Annotated in this window: 17 protein-coding genes and 2 tRNA genes; 14 read left to right on the forward strand and 5 right to left on the reverse strand. The window is 64.8% G+C overall.

All coding sequences use genetic code 11. From position 1 onward, the window contains the following. The 3 genes from V473_RS11260 to V473_RS11270 form a co-directional block, all read right to left on the reverse strand. Positions 1-897, reverse strand: coding sequence for a LysR family transcriptional regulator (locus V473_RS11260; protein ID WP_066603967.1), 897 nt, complete (start codon positions 895-897; stop codon positions 1-3). Next, positions 894-1,886 carry a threonine ammonia-lyase gene (locus tag V473_RS11265; RefSeq protein ID WP_066603969.1) on the reverse strand — a complete coding sequence of 331 codons (993 nt, stop codon included), beginning with the start codon at positions 1,884-1,886 and terminating at the stop codon, positions 894-896. The genes V473_RS11260 and V473_RS11265 overlap by 4 nt, the downstream gene beginning before the upstream one ends. A gap of 126 nt (positions 1,887-2,012) precedes the next feature. After that, positions 2,013-2,087 (reverse strand) — tRNA-Gln (locus V473_RS11270). A gap of 122 nt (positions 2,088-2,209) precedes the next feature. Between V473_RS11270 and V473_RS11275 the strand changes: the two genes are divergently transcribed. Both V473_RS11275 and V473_RS11280 read left to right on the forward strand, forming a co-directional pair. Further along, on the forward strand, positions 2,210-2,725 hold the full coding sequence (locus tag V473_RS11275) for a MarR family winged helix-turn-helix transcriptional regulator (protein WP_066603974.1): 516 nt from the start codon (positions 2,210-2,212) through the stop codon (positions 2,723-2,725). Positions 2,726-2,795: 70 nt separating this feature from the next. Further along, on the forward strand, positions 2,796-3,110 hold the full coding sequence (locus tag V473_RS11280; protein WP_066603975.1) for a hypothetical protein: 315 nt from the start codon (positions 2,796-2,798) through the stop codon (positions 3,108-3,110). Between the two features lie 77 nt (positions 3,111-3,187). Here the strand turns inward: V473_RS11280 and V473_RS11285 are convergent, their stop codons facing one another. Next, a complete protein-coding gene (locus V473_RS11285; RefSeq protein WP_244884385.1) occupies positions 3,188-3,766 on the reverse strand; it encodes a helix-turn-helix domain-containing protein in 579 nt (192 codons plus the stop codon). A gap of 27 nt (positions 3,767-3,793) precedes the next feature. On the opposite strand from V473_RS11285, the gene V473_RS11290 reads away from it, so the two are divergent. After that, the gene (locus V473_RS11290; RefSeq protein WP_066605536.1) at positions 3,794-4,693 is read left to right on the forward strand and encodes a DMT family transporter; all 900 of its coding nucleotides are present in this window, start codon (positions 3,794-3,796) and stop codon (positions 4,691-4,693) included. On the opposite strand, the gene V473_RS11295 is transcribed toward V473_RS11290, so the two are convergent. Beyond that, the gene (locus V473_RS11295; RefSeq protein ID WP_066603977.1) at positions 4,690-5,448 is read right to left on the reverse strand and encodes an enoyl-CoA hydratase; all 759 of its coding nucleotides are present in this window, start codon (positions 5,446-5,448) and stop codon (positions 4,690-4,692) included. The genes V473_RS11290 and V473_RS11295 overlap by 4 nt on opposite strands. A 114-nt stretch (positions 5,449-5,562) precedes the next feature. Here V473_RS11295 and V473_RS11300 point away from each other — a divergent pair, with 114 nt between their 5' ends. The 11 genes from V473_RS11300 to rplA all read left to right on the forward strand — a co-directional run bounded on the left by V473_RS11300 (position 5,563) and on the right by rplA (position 15,265). Beyond that, a complete protein-coding gene (locus tag V473_RS11300) occupies positions 5,563-6,552 on the forward strand; it encodes a bile acid:sodium symporter family protein (protein WP_066605541.1) in 990 nt (329 codons plus the stop codon). Positions 6,553-6,631: 79 nt separating this feature from the next. Continuing rightward, complete coding sequence (locus V473_RS11305; RefSeq protein WP_066605546.1) at positions 6,632-7,795, forward strand: aromatic ring-hydroxylating oxygenase subunit alpha; 1,164 nt, start codon at positions 6,632-6,634, stop codon at positions 7,793-7,795. Then, positions 7,792-9,402, forward strand: a complete 1,611-nt coding sequence (locus V473_RS11310) for a phytoene desaturase family protein (protein WP_066603980.1) — start codon at positions 7,792-7,794, stop codon at positions 9,400-9,402. The genes V473_RS11305 and V473_RS11310 overlap by 4 nt, the downstream gene beginning before the upstream one ends. Before the next feature lie 53 nt (positions 9,403-9,455). Then, a complete protein-coding gene (locus V473_RS11315) occupies positions 9,456-10,451 on the forward strand; it encodes an aspartate carbamoyltransferase catalytic subunit (RefSeq protein ID WP_066603983.1) in 996 nt (331 codons plus the stop codon). A gap of 123 nt (positions 10,452-10,574) precedes the next feature. Next, a complete protein-coding gene (locus V473_RS11320) occupies positions 10,575-11,798 on the forward strand; it encodes a dihydroorotase (RefSeq protein WP_066603985.1) in 1,224 nt (407 codons plus the stop codon). A 63-nt stretch (positions 11,799-11,861) separates the two neighbouring features. Then, positions 11,862-12,779: a YihY/virulence factor BrkB family protein gene (locus V473_RS11325; RefSeq protein ID WP_066603988.1), complete on the forward strand. Its 918-nt coding sequence runs from the start codon at positions 11,862-11,864 to the stop codon at positions 12,777-12,779. A 62-nt stretch (positions 12,780-12,841) separates the two neighbouring features. Further along, positions 12,842-12,917: transfer RNA gene (locus V473_RS11330), tRNA-Trp, on the forward strand. A gap of 228 nt (positions 12,918-13,145) precedes the next feature. Next, positions 13,146-13,352 carry a preprotein translocase subunit SecE gene (secE, locus tag V473_RS11335; RefSeq protein ID WP_066603991.1) on the forward strand — a complete coding sequence of 69 codons (207 nt, stop codon included), beginning with the start codon at positions 13,146-13,148 and terminating at the stop codon, positions 13,350-13,352. Between the two features lie 89 nt (positions 13,353-13,441). Further along, positions 13,442-13,978: a transcription termination/antitermination protein NusG gene (gene nusG, locus V473_RS11340; RefSeq protein WP_066603996.1), complete on the forward strand. Its 537-nt coding sequence runs from the start codon at positions 13,442-13,444 to the stop codon at positions 13,976-13,978. A gap of 152 nt (positions 13,979-14,130) precedes the next feature. After that, on the forward strand, positions 14,131-14,562 hold the full coding sequence (gene rplK, locus V473_RS11345) for a 50S ribosomal protein L11 (RefSeq protein ID WP_066603999.1): 432 nt from the start codon (positions 14,131-14,133) through the stop codon (positions 14,560-14,562). Positions 14,563-14,566: 4 nt separating this feature from the next. Next, complete coding sequence (gene rplA, locus V473_RS11350; RefSeq protein WP_066604003.1) at positions 14,567-15,265, forward strand: 50S ribosomal protein L1; 699 nt, start codon at positions 14,567-14,569, stop codon at positions 15,263-15,265. The last annotated feature ends 219 nt before the right edge of the window (positions 15,266-15,484 follow it).

A 15,484-nucleotide genomic window follows, 5' to 3' on the forward strand; every position in this document is an offset into this window, starting at 1 on the left:
TCATAGTCTGGAGCTATGGATAAGCACATCCAGCAAAGCCTCGCCTAGTCGCGACAGCCGCCCGCCAGCCAGCATCCGCACACCGATACTGCGCGGAAAGGCAGCTTCTGCGATCGTGATGGCGCGTAGCACGCCGATCGACAGTTCCGCCGATGCGACCTGCATCGGCAAGATGGTGACGCGCTGGCTGCCCCGCACCATCGCCTTGGTCGTGAGCAGGGAATCGCAGCGAATGATGTCCTGCGGCACCGGAATGTCGGCGGCCATGAACAGCGCATCGACCTGACGGCGGAAGGCGCCGCGCGCTTCGGGCAAGACCCAGCGCATCAGTGCGGTGTCACGCAGCGACAGGCTGGCGGGTAGATGGTCGTTCTGCTTGCCCACGATCAGCGCGAAGGGATCGCGGGAAAAGGTGCGCTCCTCGATACCCTCCGGCGGTTCGTCAATGCCGGTGGTGACGAAGACCATTTCGATGTCGCCACGATGGAGCATGGCAGCCAGGTCATGGTCGGGCCGTTCGACAACATGCAGCGCGAACCGACCGATCCGCGCTTCCAGCCGCCGCACCGCATCGGGCAACAAACTGACCAATGCGCCGGGCGTACCGCCAACGCGCAGCGGGCCGGTGATGCCGCGGCTGGCGAGTTGCACTTCCGCCTGCACGTCCGACAGAAGGCTGTCCATCGCTTCGGCGCGGCGGAGCAGCGCCTGCCCTTCAGGCGTGAGCAGGATGCCGCTGCGCGAGCGTTCGAACAGCGAGACGCCCAGCGATTGTTCCAATTGCGCGATGGCGTTCGACACGGATGGTTGCGAAATGTTGAGCGCGCGCGCGCCGCCGCTGATGCTGTTGGCGCGGCACACCGCCAGGAAGGTGCGGATGGCGCGCGGATCGATCATGCGGCGGCCCCGCCGACAATGGCGGCATAGGCGGCCGGATCGACATTGCTGCCCGACAGGACAACGACGCTGGCATCGCCGCAGGGCGGAGCTAGGCCGTTCAGCACCGCCGCCAGCGCGACCGCCCCGCCCGGCTCCACGACCAGCTTGAGCGTGGAGAAGGCGAAGCGCATCGCGTCGCGCACCTGATCGTCGCTGACGACGAGGCCGCCCGACAGCAGCGCCTGGTTGATCGGGAAGGTCATCGCGCCGGGACTGGGCGCCATCAGCGCGTCGCAGATGCTGCGCGCATCCGGCGCGATGTTCTCGCGGACACCGCTGGCGAGCGAGCGGGCGGTATCGTCGAACCCGGCGGGTTCGACGGCGTAAAGGGCGATTTCAGGCGCGCGCGCTTTAACTGCCGTGGCGATCCCGGCCGTCAGACCGCCGCCGCCACAACAGACCAGGATTTGGCCGATGATGGCGCCTGCTTCCGCGGCTTGGTCGAGGATTTCGAGGCCCGCCGTCCCCTGCCCCGCGATGACGAAGGGGTCATCGAAGGATGGCACCAATGTCGCGCCCCGGCTGTGCGCCAGCGCGGTGGCGATTTCCTCCCGGCTTTCGCTATGGCGGTCATAGGTGACGATCTCCGCCCCCAGCGCGCGGTTGTTGGCCAGTTTGATCGCGGGCGCATCGGACGGCATCACGATGGTCGCCGGAAGGGCGAGCAATTGCGCCGCGGCGGCCACGCCCTGAGCATGATTGCCCGACGACCAGGCGACGACGCCCGCCGCCCGCTGCTGCGCATCGAGGCGTGCGAGGCGGTTATATGCGCCACGGAACTTGAACGATCCTGTGTGTTGCGCTCCTTCGAACTTGATGAGGACGCGGCGGCCCAATCGATCGTTAAGCGCGTGATTTTCCAAGAGGGGCGTGCGCACCGCCGCCGGGGCGATGATCCGGGCGGCGTCGATGATGTCGTGGATCGTAATGGCGGGCTTTTGGTCCATACGCTGCTCCTGCTTTGGCCGCGCGCAGAGGTAAGCCGAGACGCGGGCATTTCGCCTTTCACGCGAAATCTCTATTCGTCCGGGGCCCGTCCGAAAACCAGGGATTGTCGAAGCGTAAGAGAAAACTGGCTGGGGCGGCAGGATTCGAACCTGCGAATGGCGGCATCAAAAGCCGCTGCCTTACCACTTGGCGACGCCCCAGCAGAGCCGATCTTGTCGGCGCGGACCGCCATATAACGTGTCATCGACGAAAGGAAAGCCTAGTCATGATAGTTTCGTGACGCCAATATGCACTTTGTCACTTTGCCGGATCATAGCCCTTCATGTCGGTTTCCAGTTCCCCCGCCTCGCCCGCGCCAATCTCGCCCGCGTCACCCCTCTTCCTGCGCGAGGATGAGATCAGGCGTGGGATCGAGATGCTCTATTTCGGTTATTCCGCCCTCACTCGGTCGATCGACGAAAGCCTGTCGGCGCAAGGGCTGGGCCGGGCGCATCATCGCGCGCTCTATTTCATCTCGCGCCAGCCGGACCTGACGGTCAAGGATTTGCTGCGGTTGCTGGCGATCACCAAGCAATCCTTGGGTCGGGTGCTGAGCGACCTGGTGGAGCGCGGTTATATCGAAACGCGAGCGGGGGCCAGCGACCGCAGGCAGAAGCTATTGCGACTCAGCTCGTCGGGCAAGGCGCTGGAGGCAGAGCTGTTCCGCGCGCTGCGCGAGAAGATGGCGACCGCCTATGCCCAGGCCGGACAGGGATCGGTCACCGGATTCTGGCGTGTGCTGGAAGGGTTGATCCCCGAAGCCGACCGATCGATGGTGTTCGGTCTGCGCGGCGGATAAGCACCGGCCAAGAAACCTTCTGCCGCCTCCTGCGCTTATCTTGCTCCTTTTAATGGCTAGAGGAGCCACGATGCGTACTTCCCTTATCGCCGCAGCCGCGCTGCTGACCGTCGCCGGCCTGTCCGCCTGCTCGGAAAAGGCGCAGGATAATCTGGACAATGCCGGATCGGCGATCGGCAGCGACGTGAGCAATGCGGTCGATAGTGCCGGCGCCAAAATCGACAATGGCCTGGACGATGCCGGCCGCGCGATCGACGAAGGTACGGACAAGATCGGCGAAGCGACCGACAAGGCCGCGGCCGACGCCAAGCGCGAGGCGGGCGAAGCGAAGCGCGACGTTGGCGCATCGCTGGAAGAGGCGGGCAGCGACCTGCGCAACGAGTGAGGGTGGACGAGGGATTAGGCCACACGGCAGGACTAGGTTCCCGCCTGCGCGGGAACAGGTCCTGAACAGCCTTACCGTTAAAACACCACGTTGCGGACAAACCGCACCGGCCCTGCTTCGCGATTCGCGAAGAGATAGGGCCTGTCGCTAGTGAAGATGAGGAAGTCGCCGGTCGCCACCCGCTGGGGATCAGCGCCTTTCCGTTCGACCGTCAGCACCCCTTCCATGACATAGAGCATCTCATGCCAGTCGGCCGCGTCCGCTTCAGCGGGATAGGTTTCGCCCGCGGCCAGCGACCAGGTCCATAGCTCCGCTTCCCGCGCGGCGGGAACGGTGCCGAGCAGGGTGGCGCGGCTGTCGGGATTTCGGCCGCGCCAGGCCAGGCTGTCGATCCGGTTGTTATCGCGCATGTCGGGCGGGCGGACGAGGCGCGAAAAACTGACGCCGAGCGCCTGGGCCAGCCGGTCTAGCGTCGACAGGCTGACATTCGCCTCCCCGCTTTCGATGCCGGAGATCATGCGGCGGCTGACGCCGGCCTGCGCCGCCAACCCATCCTGGCTGAAGCCGCGTTCGGCACGCAGCGCGCGGACATTGCCCGCGACATGGGCGAGGACGTCCGGGCGTTGATCCTGCGCTGGCGCGTCTTGACTGTGCAATATAGTGCTCATAGGGCGATGTGCATTATGTTGCACAATGACGCATCCGACAAGCCCGCCCAGCATCGCCTGATGATCGGTCGCCCCGAACTCGCGCTGATCGGGGTGACGATCCTGTGGGGCGCCACTTTCCTGGTCGTGCATCATGCGATGCGCGAAACCGGGCCGCTATTCTTCGTCGGCCTGCGCTTTGCGACCGCGGCGCTGCTGACGCTGCCGCTCGCGCTGCCGGTGCTGCGCGGGCTGACGCGGCGCGAGTTGGTGGCGGGACTGGTGATCGGGCTGGGCATTTTCGTGGGCTATTCGCTCCAGACCTGGGGCTTGCAGACGATCAGCAGCAGCACGTCGGCGTTCATCACCGCCGCCTATGTGCCGCTGGTGCCGATTTTGCAGTGGGTGATCCTGCGGCGGCGGCCCCGGCTGGCGAGTTGGGCGGGGGTCGCGCTGGCCTTTGTCGGGCTGTTGTTGATCGCGGCGCCCAGAGACGGGCTGGCGCTGGGAACCGGCGAGTTGCTGACGCTGCTCAGTACGGTGGCGATCGCGCTGGAGATCATCTTCATCAGCCTGTGGGCCGGTAAGGTGGATGTCGCGCGGGTGACTGTGGTGCAACTGGCGGTGACGGCGCTGCTCGCCTTCGCCTGCATGGGACCGGCGGGCGAGAGCGTGCCGCCCTTTTCCTGGACGGTTGTGCTGAGCGCCTGCGGCCTGGGCGCGATGACGGCGCTGATCCAGTTGGTGATGAACTGGGCGCAGCGCACCGTGTCGCCGACGCGGGCGACGTTGATCTACGCCGGCGAGCCGGTCTGGGCCGGGATCATCGGCCGGATCGCGGGCGAACGGATGCCGCCGACGGCGCTGGTCGGCGGCCTGCTGATCGTGGCGGCGGTGGTAGTGAGCGAGATACGCTACGGACGGAAGGTCGATTAGCTATGCTTGAACACCGGCGCGCGTTTTTCGAAGAAGGCGGCGAAGGCTTCCTGGGCTTCGGGCGAAGCCAGGGTTTCGCGGAACAGCCGCGCTTCCTCCTCGATCCGGGCATTGAGCGCGGCGGGATCGCCCTTCATCAGCCTGCGGGTGGCGGCCAGCGCCTGCGGCGGCTTGGCCATCAGCGCCGCCACCTTGGCGCGGGCATGGTCGAGCAGGCGGTCGGCCGGGACAATCGCGGTTATAAGGCCTGAACGGTCGGCCCCGTCGGCGTCCATCGGTTCACCCAGCAGCAACATCGCCGCCGCCTTGGCATGACCCATCATCGCAGGCGCGAGCAGGCTGGAGCCGGCTTCGGGCACGATGCCCAGATTGACGAAGGGCATGACGAAGCGCGCGTCGGGCGCGGCATAGATGAGGTCGCAGTGAAAAAGCATCGTCGTGCCGACGCCCACGGCCAGCCCCTGCACCGCGGCGACCAGCGGCTTGTCGAAAGCGGCGATGGCGCGGATGAAGTCGAAGGCGGCGGCGCCGCCCTCCGGCCCGGCGGTGAAATCCTTCAGGTCGTTGCCCGCGCAAAAGGCTTCGCCCCGGCCCGCGATCAGCACGGCGCCGATATCAGCGCGCGCCGATGCGTCGGCCAAGGCCGCGGTCATGGCGCGATACATGGTCGCGGTCAGCGCATTCTTCTTTTCCGGTCGGTCGATCTGGATTTCGATCACGCCCGCCTTTTCCACGATTGCGATATGGTCGCTCATGGTCAGCCTCTCCCTATTTCGCCTGACTTGTCCTGGCCCAAGGCGAAGTTGTTGGCGCATCCCATGGCCTGCGTCTATCCCCCCGCTCATCCCGTCGCCTGACCGAAGTTGATGATGAACCGCCTGCGCCAAGCCCTGGACCCGTTTCTGCTGTTGCTGCTGGCGACCGTCGCACTAGCGTCCCTATTGCCGGCGCGGGGGGATGGCGCGCGGATCGCCAGCATCGTCGCGGATGCCGGGATCGTGCTGCTTTTTTTCCTGCATGGCGCAAAATTGTCGCGCGAGGCGATCTTGAGCGGGGCCAAGGCTTGGAAATTGCACCTGGCGACGTTGGCGACGACCTTTATCGCTTTCCCGTTGCTGGGGCTGTTGATCGGCCGATTCGGCTTCGTACCGCAGGATATGCGGGCGGGATTGCTGTTCCTGGCGCTGCTGCCATCGACGGTGCAATCGGCCATCGCCTTCACCGCGATCGCGCGGGGCAATGTCGCGGCGGCAGTAGTCAGCGCCTCCTTCTCCAATTTGCTGGGCATTTTCCTGACGCCGCTGTTGGTCGCGCTGCTGATGCAAAGGGACGGTAGCGGCAGCCTGATCTCCCTGTCCTCGATCGAAGGGATCGTGCTGCAATTGTTGCTGCCCTTCGTCATCGGGCATCTGCTGCGGCCGTGGATCGGCGGGTTCGTGACGCGGCGCAAGGCTATGCTGGGGCGAGTCGATCGGGGATCGATATTGCTGGTGGTCTATGCCGCCTTTTCCGCGGCTGTGGTCAAGGGGCTGTGGTCCAGGGTGTCGAGCACTTCATTGCTGATATTGGTGGGGCTGTGCATCGCCATGTTGGTCGTGGTGCTGCTGTTCACGCTGGCGCTGGGGCGGATGCTGGGCCTGACGCGGGAAGATGCGATCGTTCTGCAATTTTGCGGGTCCAAGAAGAGCCTGGCGTCGGGCGTGCCGATGGCGGGCGTCTTGTTCCCGGCGGCGGCGGTGGGGCCGATCCTGCTGCCGATCATGGTCTTCCATCAGATCCAGCTGATGGCCTGCGCCATGCTGGCGCGACGGTACGGGGCGCAGGCGAACGCGAAAAGCGACGGCGAGTTGGACAGTTGATTCGATTTGGGATGGCGTTTGGCGCGGTTACATTATACAATCGTAAAATTGTGAATTGACGCTAGGGAATCCTGACAAGGTGGCGGGGCAGATCGACAGGATAGTGGACCCGGATGCCGGGTGGAGCCTGCCCGCATGGACCTATAGCGATCCTGAATTTTTCGCGGTCGAGGTGGAGCGGATCTTCCGCCCGGCCTGGCAGATCGTCTGCCACCGGAGCGACATTCCCACCCCCGGCGATTTCCACACGCTCGATATGATCGACGAGAGCGTGATCGTGATCCGCGGCGACGATGGGGCCGTGCGCGCCTTCACCAATGTCTGCCGCCATCGCGGGGCGCGGATCGTGGACGGCTCCAGCGGATGCGCGAAGAAGTTGGCCTGCCCCTATCATGGCTGGACCTATGAGACGGACGGGCGGCTGACCGGCGTGCCGATGAAGGCCAGCTATGGCGGGGGGTTCGCGATGGCGGACCATGGGCTGGCGGCGGTCGAGGTGGAGTGCTGGCAGGGTTTCCTGTTCGTGCGGCTGGCGAATGATGGCGGGCCGTCGGTGGCGCAGATGATGGCGCCTTATATGGAGGAGATCGCCGCCTATCGGTTCGAGGATATGCGGGCGCTGGGGCGGGTGACGTTGCGGCCGCGATCGGTGAACTGGAAGAATATCGGCGACAATTATTCGGACGGGCTGCATATTGCGGTCGCGCATCCGGGCCTCAAGCGGCTGATGGGCGATGGCTATGGCGTGGAAGCGTCGCGCCATGTCGACAAGATGTGGGGGCCGATAGTGGACCGGCCGTCGGCCAACCTGACCGAGCGCGCCTATCAGCATTTCCTGCCCCATGTGCCGCATCTGGCGCCCGGACGGCAAAGGCTGTGGACCTATTATAAGCTATGGCCCAATTTCGCGTTCGACATCTATCCCGACCAGGTGGATTTCATGGCCTGGCTGCCGGTGTCGCCGACGCAGACGCTGATCCGGGAGATCAGCTATGCGCTGCCCGATGATCGGCGCGAGATGAAGGCGGCGCGCTATCTCAACTGGCGGATCAACCGGCAGGTCAATGCCGAGGATACGGACCTGGTCGCGCGGGTGCAGGCTGGGATGGCGTCGGCCAGCTTCACCGTCGGGCCATTGAGCGAGCAGGAAGTGGCGTTGCGGCATTTTTGCGGGCGGGTGCGCGATGTGATCCCGCAGGCGCGGCTGCACCGCGCACCGGGGATTGGGTGGAGCAAGGCATGACGAAATCCTACGACGCCGTCATTATCGGGGGCGGGCATAATGGGCTGGTCTGCGCCTTCTATCTGGCGCGGGCGGGCTATAAGGTCCGCATATTGGAGCGGCGCGCTGTCGTGGGCGGGGCGGCGGTGACGGAGGAATTTCATCCCGGCTTCCGCAATTCCACCGCCAGCTATACGGTCAGCCTGCTCAATCCCAAGGTCATCCGCGACATGCAACTGGCGGATCACGGCTATCGCGTGATCGAGCGGCCGATCAGCAATTTCCTGCCCCAGCCCGATGGCGGTTATTTGAAGCTGGGCGGTGGGCTGGAGCGGACGCAGGCGGAGTTCGCCAAGTTCAGCGCGCCGGATGCGGCCGCCCTGCCCGCTTATTATGACGCGCTGGAGGTGGTGGCCGATGTGCTGCGCGACCTGGTGCTGAAAAGCCCGCCCAATGTCGGCGATGGGCTGACCATGATCGTCGAGGCGCTGAAGCAGGGTCGGCGGGTCGCGGGGTTGGGGCTGGAACAGCAGCGCGATGTGCTGGACCTGTTCATCAAGTCGGCGCGCAGCTTCCTCGACGGCTGGTTCGAGAGCGACGCGGTGAAGGCGGCGTTCGGCTTCGATGCGGTGGTCGGCAATTACGCCAGCCCCGATACGCCGGGCAGCGCCTATGTGCTGTTGCACCATGTGTTCGGCGAGGTGAACGGCAAGAAGGGCGCCTGGGGTCATGCGGTCGGCGGCATGGGCGCGATCACGCAGATCATGGCCAAGGTCGTGACCGCCATGGGCGTGGAGATCAGCCTGGAGGCGCCGGTCGAGATGGTGCTGGTGGATGGCGCGCGCGCGGTCGGTGTGCGGCTGGAGAGCGGCGAAGAGGTGATCGGCGGCGCGGTGATCGCCAATGTCGGGCCGAAACTGCTCTATGAGCGGATGATCCGGCCAAGCGACCTGCCGGCCGATTTTACGAAGCGGATCAAGGCGTTCAAGGCGGGATCGGGGACGTTCCGCATGAATGTGGCGCTGGACGCCCTGCCCGACTTCATCTGCCTGCCAGGCGTGGGGGAGCATCACCAGTCGGGGATCATCATCGCGCCGACGCTGGACTATATGGACCGCGCCTTCATGGACGCCAAGCGCTACGGCTGGTCGAAGGCGCCGATCGTGGAGATGCTGATCCCGTCCACGATCGACGATACACTCGCGCCGGAGGGGTGCCATGTGGCGAGCCTGTTCTGCCAGCAATTCGCGCCGGAACTGCCGGATGGGCGTTCGTGGGACGACGAGCGGGAGGCGGCGGCGGATGCTATTATCGCGACGGTGGAGGCGGCCGCGCCAGGCTTCGCCAGAAGCGTGATCGCGCGACAGATCCATTCGCCACTCGACCTGGAGCGCAAATTCGGGCTGGTCGGCGGCGACATCATGCATGGCAATCTGACGCTGGACCAGATGTGGGCGGCGCGGCCGGTGCTGGGTCATGGGGCGTATCGCGGGCCGGTAAAGGGGCTGTATATGTGCGGCGCGGGGACGCATCCGGGCGGCGGCGTGACCGGCGCGCCGGGGCATAATGCAGCGCGCGCGGTGTTGCGGGACGGGACGCTCATCGGGAAATGGCGCGGCCGGGCATAAGCGCGCCATCGACGCCTTGCCCTCCCCGGCCTGCTTCCCTAAAGCACCGGTTCATGCCCGACATCTTCATACCCGACGCCACCCCCGACCTGACAGGCCGGGCGTTGTTTCCGCACAAGCATCTTCTGTCGATCGCGGACCTGAAACCCTGGGAAATCCGCTTCCTGCTGGATGAGGCGGAGCATTGGGCGCAGACGAACAAGGGCCAGGCGCGCAAGCATGACGGACGGCTGGCGGGGATGACGCAGATCAACGCCTTTTTCGAGAATAGCACGCGCACATTGTTGTCGTTCGAAATTGCGGGAAAGCGGCTGGGCGCGGATGTCGTCAACATGGCGGCGGCCACGTCGAGCGTGAAGAAGGGCGAGACGCTGATCGACACGGCGATGACGCTGAACGCCATGGCGGCCGATGTGATCGTGATCCGCCATGCGAGTTCGGGCGCGGTGCGGTTGATTGCGGACAAGGTGGATTGTCCGGTGCTGAACGCCGGCGATGGATGGCACCAGCATCCCACGCAAGCGCTGCTCGACGCGCTGACGATCCGGCGGCGCAAGGGCGGGTTCGAGGGGCTGGTGGTCGCGATCTGCGGCGATGTGCTGCATAGCCGGGTGGCGCGGTCGAACATGCTGTGCCTGGCCGCGCTGGGCGCGCAGGTGCGGGCGGTGGCGCCGCCGACGCTGTTGCCGCCGGAGGTGGAGTTGCTGGGGGCGACGCCCTTTACGCGGATGGACGAGGGGCTGGACGGGGCCGACGTGGTGATGATGCTGCGGTTGCAGAATGAGCGGATGGACGGGGCGTTCACCCCCTCTCCGCGCGAATATCATGCGCTGTACGGGCTGACGCCGGAGCGGCTGGCGCTGGCCAAATCCGACGCGCTGGTGATGCATCCAGGGCCGATGAACCGGGGCGTGGAGATCAGCAGTTCGGTGGCCGACGATCCCGATCGGTCGGCGATCACCGAACAGGTTGCGATGGGCGTGGCGGTGCGCATGGCGTGCCTAGACGTGCTGACCCGCAGGGCGCGGGGTGTGGAGGGATGGGCATGAGCCTGTTTCCAGCATCCGTTCAGGCTGAACCTGTTGAAGCCCTGCTCTTCTCATGCGCGCAACGGTCAAAGGAAAGAATGGCCCGTCGACAGGTTCAGGGCGAACGGATTGGGAGCATAGCCCATGACTAAGATCGCCATCATCAACGGCAAGCTGGCCGATCCCGCGGGTGACGCCCTGACGCCGGGCGTCGTGTTGATCGAGGGCGACCGGATCGTCGCGGCGGGCGATGTCGCGGTGCCGGACGACGCGCAGCGGGTCGATGCGCTGGGGCTGGTGGTCGCGCCGGGCCTGATCGATCTGGGCGTGTTCGCCACCGACAAGCCGGCCTTTCATTTCGGCGGGATCACGCGCGCGGCGCTGATGCCAGACCAGCGCGCTCCGCTGGACGAGGTGGGCCTCATTCGCGAAGCGACGCGGGCGGGCAAGCCCGATTTTTGGGTCCATCCGATCGCGGCGGCGACGCGCGGGTTGCAGGGCGCCGAAATGGCCGAAATGGGCCTGATGCAGATGGCGGGCGCGAAGGCGGTCGGCACGGGCCGCCAGTGGATCGCCGATTCAGGCGTGATGCTGCGCGTGCTCTCCTACGCCAGCGGCCTGGGACTGACCGTCATCGCCCATGCCGAAGATGGCGGGCTGACGGCAAAGGCGGTGGCGACCAGCGGCGAGACGGCGACGCGGCTGGGCCTGCCCCACGCGCCGGCCGGCGCGGAGGCGCTGGCCATCGCGCGCGACATCATGCTGGCGCGCGAAGCGGGCGCAGCGATCCATTTCCGGCTGGTGACGACCAAGGCGGGTTTCGATTGCATCCGCGCCGCCAAGGCGGAGGGGCTGAAGGTCACCTGCGGCATCAGCCCGGCCTATCTCTATCTCAACGACCAGGCGGTGACAGATTTCCGGACCTTTGCGCGACTTTCCCCGCCGCTGCGGGATGAGAGCGACCGGCAGGCCTGCCTTGCAGCGGTGGCCGACGGGACGGTGGACGTCATCACATCCAGCCACGACCCGCGCGGGCCGGAGGACAAGCGCCTGCCCTTCGCCGACGCCTCGCCCGGCATGGCGGGGGCGGAGACGCTGCTGGCGCTGTCGCTCAACCTGGTGCGCGACGGGCAGGTGACGATCAACCGGCTGATGACATTGCTGTCGGCCAATCCGGCGACGATTTTGGGCGTCGATGCGGGCGGCTTTGCGGCCGGAAGCGCGGCGGACCTGATCTTCGTCGATCCCGATGCGCCGTGGATCGTCGATTCGGCCAAGATGGCGGCGGCGGCGGGCAACACGCCGTTCGACCGCCTGCCTGTCCAGGGCCGCGCGCGGCGGATCATGAAGGGCGGCTTTTTCCTTTAGCCCAGTTGAGGGAACCACCCTCCCCCTCACGCGCTTGCCTTTCAAGACCAGCAGGGGACACGGATGACGCAGAGAGTGGCGCAGCAGGTGCATGTGGATGCGCCGTGGAAGATACCGCCGCGGGCGTGGTGGGAAATATTGAAGCGCGTTTATACCGCGTTGTCGGCCAACCATATCGGTCTGCTGGCGGCGGGCGTTGCCTATTACGCTTTTCTGTCGATCGCGCCCCTGCTGGCGGCGGTGGTGCTCACATACGGCCTGGTCGGCGATCCCGCAATCGTCAGTCGGCATATGCAAGCCATCATCACCGTGGTGCCGGCCGATGCCGCCGGGCTGATCAACGACCAGTTGCTGGGCGTCGTTAGTACCCGAAAACCCGCCATCGGGTTCGGGCTGTTGCTGGCGCTGGCGATCGCCGTCTATGGCGCGACGCGGGCGGCGTCGGCGATCATGGAGGCGCTCAACATCGTCTACGGGCAGAAGGAAGGGCGCAACATCTTCCGCTTCTATCGCACGTCGATGGGGATCACCTTTTCCGCCGTGCTGGTCGTGGTGGCGGGTGTGTTCACGGCGACGATCATCGGCCTGTTGCAGGATTTCCTGACCAATTGGGGACCGGGCGTGCTGTTTGCCATCAAGGCGACGACATGGGTGTGCGCGGGTTTGCTGGCCAGCGTCATCTTCGGACTGATCTACCGCTTCGGCCCCAACCGCCGCCATGCCCAATGGCAGTGGCTGACCGTCGGCTCTGTGTCGGCGACGCTATTCTGGCTGGTCGCGACGCTCGGCGTGTCCTTCTACGTGTCCACCTTCGGCAATTACAACAAGACCTACGGGTCGCTGGGCGCGGTGGTGGTGCTGCAATTATGGCTCTTCGTATCGGCCTATATCGTGTTGCTGGGCGCGCAGATCAACGCGGAAGCCGAACGCCAGACCAGCGCCGACACCAGCGTCGCGCCGCAAGACGCAAAAGCGGCATAATCGCGCTTGCCCTCCTGTCCTCCCCACGCTAAAGCGCCCTCCTTCGCTGGCTAGGCCAGTGCAGGAGTGTAGCTCAGTTGGTAGAGCGTCGGTCTCCAAAACCGAATGCCGTGGGTTCGAGTCCCTCCACTCCTGCCAAGCGAACTGGCCGCGAAACCTTGAAAATTCAGGGGTTCGCGGCTAAGTGCGCTTGGCGATTTCGAGGCGGGCGGAACGTCCGCCGGTTAAGAAATCGTGGCCGTAAAGGCCGGCGAATTTGGTCGCGGAGCATGTGGCCGCACCCCCGGACGCCAGACAGGGCGGGATCGGGAGGGCGGACTGTTGCTTCGCGAATTGGTGTTGGTTCGAGACGTGCAGAGGCAGGCGATGGCGAAGGTTTCCCCCGGCGAATTCGTCAATCAGGTGCAGACCGAGGCGAAGAAGATCGTGTGGCCCACCGGCCGCGAAACCATGATGACTGGCGTGATGGTCGTCATCATGACGACGCTGCTGGGCCTGTTCTTCTTCGGCATCGACACTTTTTTCGGCGCGATCGTCCAGTGGTTGCTGGGCGTCGCGGCAGGCCGGGCCTGAGTTTTTCGCGATTTCCAAGGAAGTCGAACTGGTTTTTTGGTTGCCGCGATTTCCAGGGAAATCGCTAGGCGGGAGTTTGAAGAGGTAACATGGCGCGCTGGTACATCATCCACGCCTATTCGGGCTTCGAAAACAAGGTCAAGGAATCGATCCTGTCCGAAGCCGAGCGCATGGGCCTCTCTCAACTGGTCGAGCAGGTGGAAGTGCCTGTCGAGACGGTGACCGAGGTCAAGCGCGGAAAGAAGGTCCAGGTCGAACGCAAGTTCATGCCCGGCTATGTCCTCGCCAAGCTGGCGATGAACGACGACATCTATCACCTAGTCAAGAACACGCCCAAGGTGACGGGCTTCCTGGGTTCGATGGGCAAGCCGCAGGCGATCAGCGAAACCGAAGCCGCCCGCTATTTCGGCGCCCGCAAGGAAGCCGAAGCCGCGCCCAAGCACAAGGTCAGCGTCGATTACGAAATCGGCGACAGCGTCAAGGTGCTGGACGGTCCCTTCGCCAGCTTCAACGGCGTGGTCGAGGAACTGGATTTCGAGAAGAACCGGGTCAAGGTGTCGGTGTCGATCTTCGGTCGCGCCACCCCGGTCGAGCTGGATTTCGAGCAGGTCGAACTGTCGAAGTAAGAATTTGGCGGCCTTGCTCCGGCAGGGACGCGAACAGAAATTTCCGGGCGACCGGAAATGTTGTGCGGGAGGAGGCTTCGGCCCCCGGTTGAACCGCTAAACTTGAACCGGGCGCGCCTTTCGGGGTGCGTCCAGCAACAGAGTGAGTGACAATGGCCAAGAAGATTACGGGCTATATCAAGCTCCAGGTGCCCGCTGGAGCCGCCAACCCCTCGCCGCCGATCGGTCCGGCGCTGGGTCAGCGCGGTGTGAACATCATGGAATTCTGCAAGGCGTTCAACGCCTCGACGGACAAGATGGAAAAGGGCACCCCGCTGCCGACCATCATCACCGTCTATGCGGACCGCAGCTTCACCTTCACCACGAAGCAGCCGCCGGCCACCTACCTGATCAAGAAGGCGATCAACCTGAAGTCGGGTTCCAAGGAACCGGGCAAGATCGTCGCCGGCAAGATCACGCGCGCCCAGCTCGCTGAAATCGCGCAGGCCAAGATGGTCGATCTGAACGCGAACGACATCGACGCTGCAACGAAGATCATCGAAGGCTCCGCTCGCGCGATGGGCCTCGACGTGGTGGAGGGCTAAGACCATGGCAAAGCTGACCAAGAAGGCGAAGGCTCTGGCCACCGCAGTTGACCGTGAAAAGCTGCATGGCGTCGATGAAGCGCTGGGCCTGATCAAGACCCACGCGACAGCCAAGTTCGACGAATCGGTCGAAATCGCGATCAACCTGGGCGTCGACCCGCGTCACGCCGACCAGATGGTCCGTGGCGTCGTCACCCTGCCCGCCGGCACCGGCAAGGACGTTCGCGTCGCCGTGTTCGCCCGCAACGACAAGGCCCAGCAGGCGCTCGACGCCGGCGCCGACATCGTGGGCGCCGAAGACCTGCTGGAATCGATCCAGGCCGGCAACATCGATTTCCAGCGCGTCATCGCGACGCCGGACATGATGGGCCTGGTCGGTCGCCTGGGTAAGGTGCTTGGCCCCAAGGGCCTGATGCCGAACCCGAAGCTGGGCACCGTGACGCCCAACGTCGCCGAAGCCGTGAAGGCCGCCAAGGGTGGCCAGATCGAATTCCGCGTCGAAAAGGCCGGCATCATCCATGCGGGCCTGGGCAAGTCGAGCTTCACCGCCGAAGACCTTCGCAAGAATTTCGACGCTTTCGTCGATGCGATCGTCAAGGCCAAGCCGTCGGGTTCGAAGGGCAAATATGTTCGCAAGATCGCCCTGTCGTCCTCGATGGGTCCGGGCGTGAAGGTCGATGTGGCGGAAGTCGCCTCGGTCTGATTTTTACGCTATATAGTTAAGGCAAGCCTCCTTCCGCGGGAATGCGGGAAGGAGGCTTTCTTATTTGGGGAAGCCGTCAATCGGCGCTTCCCCAACGGAGGTTGGTTTCCAACCTAGAATCGGGGTGTGTGACCTTGCACCCCGGACATCCGTATTGCGGATGGAAGGCACAGGTCTTGTTGTATCCGTCGGAAGAAGGCGGGTCGCTTTTTATCCGAT

This window comes from Sphingobium cupriresistens LL01 (assembly GCF_001046645.1).
GTDB lineage: Bacteria > Pseudomonadota > Alphaproteobacteria > Sphingomonadales > Sphingomonadaceae > Sphingobium > Sphingobium cupriresistens.

Bases quoted from the DNA above. Each gene is read 5' to 3' on its own strand.
- nusG (WP_066603996.1), top strand. From the start codon at position 13,442: ATGGCGCGCTGGTACATCATCCACGCCTATTCGGGCTTCGAAAACAAG.
- rplA (WP_066604003.1), top strand. From the start codon at position 14,567: ATGGCAAAGCTGACCAAGAAGGCGAAGGCTCTGGCCACCGCAGTTGAC.
- V473_RS11320 (WP_066603985.1), top strand. From the start codon at position 10,575: ATGACTAAGATCGCCATCATCAACGGCAAGCTGGCCGATCCCGCGGGT.
- V473_RS11265 (WP_066603969.1), bottom strand. From the start codon at position 1,886: ATGGACCAAAAGCCCGCCATTACGATCCACGACATCATCGACGCCGCC.
- secE (WP_066603991.1), top strand. From the start codon at position 13,146: ATGGCGAAGGTTTCCCCCGGCGAATTCGTCAATCAGGTGCAGACCGAG.
- V473_RS11310 (WP_066603980.1), top strand. From the start codon at position 7,792: ATGACGAAATCCTACGACGCCGTCATTATCGGGGGCGGGCATAATGGG.
- V473_RS11315 (WP_066603983.1), top strand. From the start codon at position 9,456: ATGCCCGACATCTTCATACCCGACGCCACCCCCGACCTGACAGGCCGG.
- V473_RS11275 (WP_066603974.1), top strand. From the start codon at position 2,210: ATGTCGGTTTCCAGTTCCCCCGCCTCGCCCGCGCCAATCTCGCCCGCG.
- V473_RS11325 (WP_066603988.1), top strand. From the start codon at position 11,862: ATGACGCAGAGAGTGGCGCAGCAGGTGCATGTGGATGCGCCGTGGAAG.
- V473_RS11290 (WP_066605536.1), top strand. From the start codon at position 3,794: ATGTTGCACAATGACGCATCCGACAAGCCCGCCCAGCATCGCCTGATG.
- V473_RS11300 (WP_066605541.1), top strand. From the start codon at position 5,563: ATGAACCGCCTGCGCCAAGCCCTGGACCCGTTTCTGCTGTTGCTGCTG.
- V473_RS11260 (WP_066603967.1), bottom strand. From the start codon at position 897: ATGATCGATCCGCGCGCCATCCGCACCTTCCTGGCGGTGTGCCGCGCC.
- V473_RS11280 (WP_066603975.1), top strand. From the start codon at position 2,796: ATGCGTACTTCCCTTATCGCCGCAGCCGCGCTGCTGACCGTCGCCGGC.
- rplK (WP_066603999.1), top strand. From the start codon at position 14,131: ATGGCCAAGAAGATTACGGGCTATATCAAGCTCCAGGTGCCCGCTGGA.
- V473_RS11295 (WP_066603977.1), bottom strand. From the start codon at position 5,448: ATGAGCGACCATATCGCAATCGTGGAAAAGGCGGGCGTGATCGAAATC.